Source organism: Psychrobacter sp. AOP5-GZ1-6, assembly GCF_052376345.1.
GTDB lineage: Bacteria > Pseudomonadota > Gammaproteobacteria > Pseudomonadales > Moraxellaceae > Psychrobacter.
This window is the reverse complement of record NZ_JBQSVP010000173.1, coordinates 1-5458: the sequence shown is the minus strand read 5'-3', so window position 1 is coordinate 5458 and position 5458 is coordinate 1. Positions and strand designations below refer to the sequence as shown.

Annotated in this window: 4 protein-coding genes; all 4 read left to right on the top strand. The window is 40.9% G+C overall.

Annotated features, from left to right (window positions below; translation table 11 throughout):
* Positions 1 to 199: 199 nt before the first annotated feature.
* The 4 genes from ACT3RN_RS14325 to fusA all read left to right on the top strand — a co-directional run bounded on the left by ACT3RN_RS14325 (position 200) and on the right by fusA (position 5252).
* On the top strand, positions 200 to 1303 hold the full coding sequence (locus ACT3RN_RS14325) for an EcsC family protein (protein WP_192520601.1): 1104 nt from the start codon (positions 200 to 202) through the stop codon (positions 1301 to 1303).
* A gap of 404 nt (positions 1304 to 1707) precedes the next feature.
* Entirely contained in the window at positions 1708 to 2082 is a 375-nt protein-coding gene (gene rpsL, locus ACT3RN_RS14320) for a 30S ribosomal protein S12 (protein WP_011281154.1), read from the top strand.
* Between the two features lie 208 nt (positions 2083 to 2290).
* Entirely contained in the window at positions 2291 to 2764 is a 474-nt protein-coding gene (rpsG, locus tag ACT3RN_RS14315) for a 30S ribosomal protein S7 (RefSeq protein ID WP_192520600.1), read from the top strand.
* Between the two features lie 361 nt (positions 2765 to 3125).
* Positions 3126 to 5252: an elongation factor G gene (fusA, locus tag ACT3RN_RS14310; RefSeq protein ID WP_192520599.1), complete on the top strand. Its 2127-nt coding sequence runs from the start codon at positions 3126 to 3128 to the stop codon at positions 5250 to 5252.
* Positions 5253 to 5458: the final 206 nt, after the last annotated feature.

Below are 5458 nucleotides of genomic sequence, written 5' to 3'. Positions count from 1 at the left end.
AGGCTATGCTTGAATATGACTGACAGAATAAACTTTAACATAGCATCAATAGTCGATTCAGTTATACTTTTGGATACAAAGTTTGTAATGGCGATAACATTGTTCGCACTGACACTGCATAGAGTCATTCGATAAGATAGCGTATCGATTATAAATATAAACCTATTATAAAACCAATCACCACATTAAGGACATCACGATGGCAAAGCGTAGTATTCTTTCTAAAAGCATTAAAACCGTTGGCTCTTTGACTCGCAATAACTTAGAACGCATGGGTGCAATCATTGACGGTGTCAACGCTAAGACAAGCAAACCGCGTCAATACAAAGCAGTCAACTTGGGTGACGAGGACTATCAACAAGACTTGTTTCGTGAGCAAACCTTGAAGGCTACGCAGCAACTATTAGGACCACGCTTTGCGACTTATGGTAAGTATGCCAAAAAAGTGGTACCGAATAGTTTTTTTCAATCAACTGTTGATGGCGCTTTCGCCCAAGTGGCAAAACTTGCCTCTAGCTGGAGTCAGGTTGATTTGCCTGATGAACATCGTTTTGCCAACATTGAAAGTTTGGATGACGAAGAACGTTATGCGTTAGCTACGGATATTGCTAACCAAAACCGAGCACTCGCTACGATAGGCGGCTTTACCGGTCTAGCAGGTCTTCCAGGTTTGCTCGCTGATACGTTGTGGCTATTATTAGTGTCATTACGTACGGTTTATCAGTTGGCGGCTGTTTACAATAAACCACTAACTGGTAGCCAAGGCATCAAAATGGCTTATGAGCTGTTATCAAATGCCGACTTGAGAAAAATGCAAGAAAAACAAGCGTTACTTGCGGGTCTCGGTATTGGTAAAGGCTTGCTGGACAATGCGCAGAGTGGTGGTTTACACAGTGAGCTAAAAAACCTAGGTCTAAAACACAAAAATGTGAATTTTTACGCTCAGCAAGTTGATAATATCGCCAGTCAGATTGGTATCGATTTAGATCAAATCAACTTATCATGGATACGCCGATTCTTACCCGTCACAGCAGTGGCTATTGGTATGCACTATAATAGCCAGTTAATTGATGAAGTCATTGGCGTAGCGCAAGCAACTTTTGCACCAGAAGCGAAACTTGCTAATCGTGCGATTACGGATGATAGTAGCAGTGAAGAAAAAGTAGATAAAACTGCTAATAGCGATGAGAAAAAAGATGTAGATAATATCGATAGCGAAAGTGTCAACGATGATGATACTCAAATAGAAGAAGATAGTGCGCAAGCAAAAGATACTGGTCAAAATACAAGTGAAAAAAAATAGAATAACTAAGTGCTTGCTTGACTCACTTATTCTTAATTTGGTGATATTATTTTATTCTCTTGAAAAATAAGACAATATCGCCATTTAATGCCTACTGATATTAGATTGTCTTTGTATTTATCTTATTCTAATCATGTCTTTCACTATTTTTATGGCATATTTAATGATCTGTTTTTTTACCTAATTGCTGACCAAACATAGATAATGTGGTATGGAAGTAGGCTGAATGCATATCTATTAAATGTTGTAAAGTACAATCACTCATAAGTGGTTGAAATAGCAGCAACAACTCTTTATAATATACTGTCCTAAAAATGGGTACTCCGAAAATCTGTCGTTAATGTCAGATAGATGGTGTATTTGCCCATTTTTTTGTTTTATACCAAACGGGAGAAGGATGCCTCATGGCAACAACTAACCAATTGATTCGTAAAGGTCGCAAAACCATCAAGGAAAAGTCAAAAGTTCCTGCGTTGGAAGCGTGCCCACAACGTCGTGGCGTATGTACTCGTGTATATACTACCACTCCTAAAAAACCTAACTCAGCCATGCGTAAAGTATGTCGTGTACGTTTGACTTCAGGCTATGAAGTATCAAGCTATATCGGCGGCGAAGGTCATAACTTACAAGAGCACAGTGTTGTTCTTATCCGTGGTGGTCGTGTAAAAGATCTACCAGGTGTACGTTATCACACTGTTCGTGGTGCATTAGATTGCGCAGGCGTAAAAGACCGTAAGCAAGGTCGCTCTAAATACGGTGCTAAGAAGCCTAAAGTTTAATAACTAAATGTTATTAGATAAGCTTTTTTGTACCAAACATTAACTGTGCATGGGTCAGGTGTTAGCAGGATTATCAAATTATTTATTTTCTGTTACAACATACCGCCATGCAGTAAGGCTGACTGACAAACTCGATATAACGCCACCTAATAAATAATTGGTGCGAGATTGTGAATGTCAGACACTCCTGAAGACAAGGAAATTTATTATGCCAAGACGTCGCGTCGTTGCTGCCCGTGAGATCCTACCGGATCCTAAGTTTGGTAGCCAAACTGTTGCAAAATTCATCAACCATGTAATGAGTGATGGTAAAAAATCTACTGCTGAGCGTATCGTTTACGGTGCACTTGAAACAGTAAGCGAAAAACGTAAAGTTGAAGATCCAGTTTCTTTCTTCGAAGACGTTTTAGAAAATGTACGCCCAATGGTAGAAGTAAAAGCTCGCCGCGTTGGTGGTGCAACCTACCAAGTGCCAATGGAAGTACGTCCCTCCCGTCGTACTGCCTTGGCTATGCGTTGGATAGCTGAAGCTGCTGCTAAGCGTTCTGAAAAATCAATGGCTTTGCGTTTAGCTGGTGAATTGAACGATGCTGCTGACGGCAAAGGTGCCGCTATGAAAAAACGTGACGAAGTTCACCGTATGGCAGACGCTAACAAAGCATTCTCTCACTATCGTTTCTAAGCAACTGTTTGATAGTAACTTTAGATTGGTTGGCTGATGTCAATCAATCTTATACTGTTATTTATTCTATTGATTGCTGCCACCATGTATCCAGTTATAGATAGATCATACTATTCATAATTGGGATGGCAGACATCTATCTAGATGCTTTTCTATCAATACTGTTTAGATAGGGAGCATCCCAAATTTGATGCCACACTATTCTTAGTATTTGCTCTTTTTTTGTCCACATTAGGCTTAATAATCAGTAAGTAATATTACGAAGTTGATTGCTTTGTCATGAAGCTGACCGCTTTGTCATAGAGTATGAGGTAGTGACACAACACATTATTATATACACGACTTTTCCTAGGAAAAAACTATGGCTCGTAAAACTCCCCTAAAACGCTATCGCAATATTGGTATCTCAGCGCATATCGATGCTGGTAAGACAACCACTACTGAACGTGTTTTATTCTATACCGGTGTTAGCCACAAAATTGGCGAAGTACATGATGGCGCAGCTACCATGGACTGGATGGAGCAAGAACAAGAGCGTGGTATTACTATCACCTCAGCAGCAACGACTTGTTTTTGGTCAGGTATGGCGAAACAGTTCGACGAACACCGTATCAATATCATTGACACCCCAGGTCACGTTGACTTCACGATCGAAGTTGAACGTTCTATGCGTGTTCTTGATGGCGCTTGCATGGTTTACTGTGCAGTAGGCGGCGTTCAGCCACAGTCTGAAACCGTTTGGCGTCAGGCGAACAAATATAAAGTCCCACGTCTTGCATTCGTAAACAAAATGGATCGCGTTGGTGCTGACTTCTACCGTGTTATTGACCAGATCAAAACTCGTTTGGGTGGCAACCCTGTGCCATTGGTTATTCCAATTGGTAAAGAAGACGATTTTGAAGGCGTTGTTGACTTAGTAAGCATGAAAGCTATCTATTGGGATGAAGCATCTCAAGGTATGCAATACGAAGAACGCGAAATTCCAACTGAACTACAAGACAAAGCTGCCGAATACCGTGAGCTTTTAGTAGAAAATGCAGCTGAAGCGAATGAAGAACTCATGAATGAGTATCTTGAAAACGGTGAGTTGTCTGTAGAACAGATCAACACTGCTATTCGTCAGTTAACGATTGATAACTCAATCATCCCGCTTCTTTGTGGTACTGCCTTTAAGAACAAAGGTGTACAGAAGATGTTAGATGCTGTTATTCAATATCTACCTGCACCAATTGATGTACCTGCTATTAAAGGTATTCTTGATGACAAAGACGAAACCGAAGGTTCTCGTGAAGCATCAGATGACGCACCTTTCTCAGCACTAGCATTCAAAATCATGAATGATAAGTTCGTTGGTAACTTAACCTTCGTACGTGTTTATTCTGGTGTAATGAAGCAGGGTAGCAGTGTTTATAACCCAGTTAAGATGAAGCGTGAGCGTGTTGGCCGTATCGTACAGATGATGGCAGATTCTCAGCAAGAGCTTCCAGAGATTCGTACTGGTGATATCGCAGCGCTAGTTGGTATGAAAGATGTGACTACTGGTGATACGCTATGTGATGAAGACAATGTAATCACTCTTGAGCGTATGGAATTCCCAGATCCAGTTATCTCTCTAGCTGTTGAGCCTAAGACCAAAGCTGACCAAGAAAAAATGTCTATCGCTCTTGGCCGTTTGGCAAAAGAAGATCCATCGTTCCGTGTACACACTGACGAAGAGTCTGGTCAGACGATCATTAGCGGTATGGGTGAGCTACATCTAGAGATTCTCGTTGATCGTATGAAGCGTGAGTTCAATGTTGAAGCAAATATCGGTGCGCCGCAGGTTGCTTATCGTGAGACGATTCGTAACACGGTTGAACAAGAAGGCAAATTTGTACGTCAGACTGGTGGTCGTGGTAAGTTTGGTCACGTTTGGTTACGTCTTGAGCCGCTTGATCCAGCTGGTGAAACTGAATACGAATTCGCTGAAGAAGTTGTTGGTGGTACTGTACCGAAAGAATTCCACGGTGCTGTTGACAAAGGTATCCAAGAACGCATGAAAAATGGCGTACTTGCTGGTTACCCAGTAGTTGGTGTTAAAGCGACTTTGTATGATGGTTCTTATCATGATGTCGATTCTGATGAATTGTCGTTCAAAATGGCAGGTTCTATGGCCTTTAGAAAAGGTTTCATGGCAGCTGACCCAGCACTACTTGAGCCAGTGATGAAAGTAGAAGTTGAAACACCTGAAGACTATATGGGTGACATCATGGGCGATCTTAACCGTCGTCGTGGTTTGGTACAGGGTATGGAAGATCTACCTGGTGGTACTAAGCAGATTCGTGCTGAAGTACCATTAGCGGAAATGTTTGGTTATGCCACACAAATGCGCTCTATGTCACAAGGCCGTGCAACTTATTCAATGGAATTCCAAAAATACGCTGAAATTCCAAAATCAGTTGCTACTGAAATCATCTCTAAGTTCAACTCTAAAGATGATGACGAATAAGTAAAGCCCCATTAATGATGATAATGTCATAGTTATCTTTACATTGTCATTGAAGAATACACCAATAACTTGTTAAAAGACTTGTTATTGGTTGTGATTTTCTTATAATATCTGCACATTAGTATGTGTGACCTTTTAACAATTATCTTAAAGTGGTCAAGTCTGTCTTATGCAATCATATCTATATGAGCTAAGCAGTTGATCCC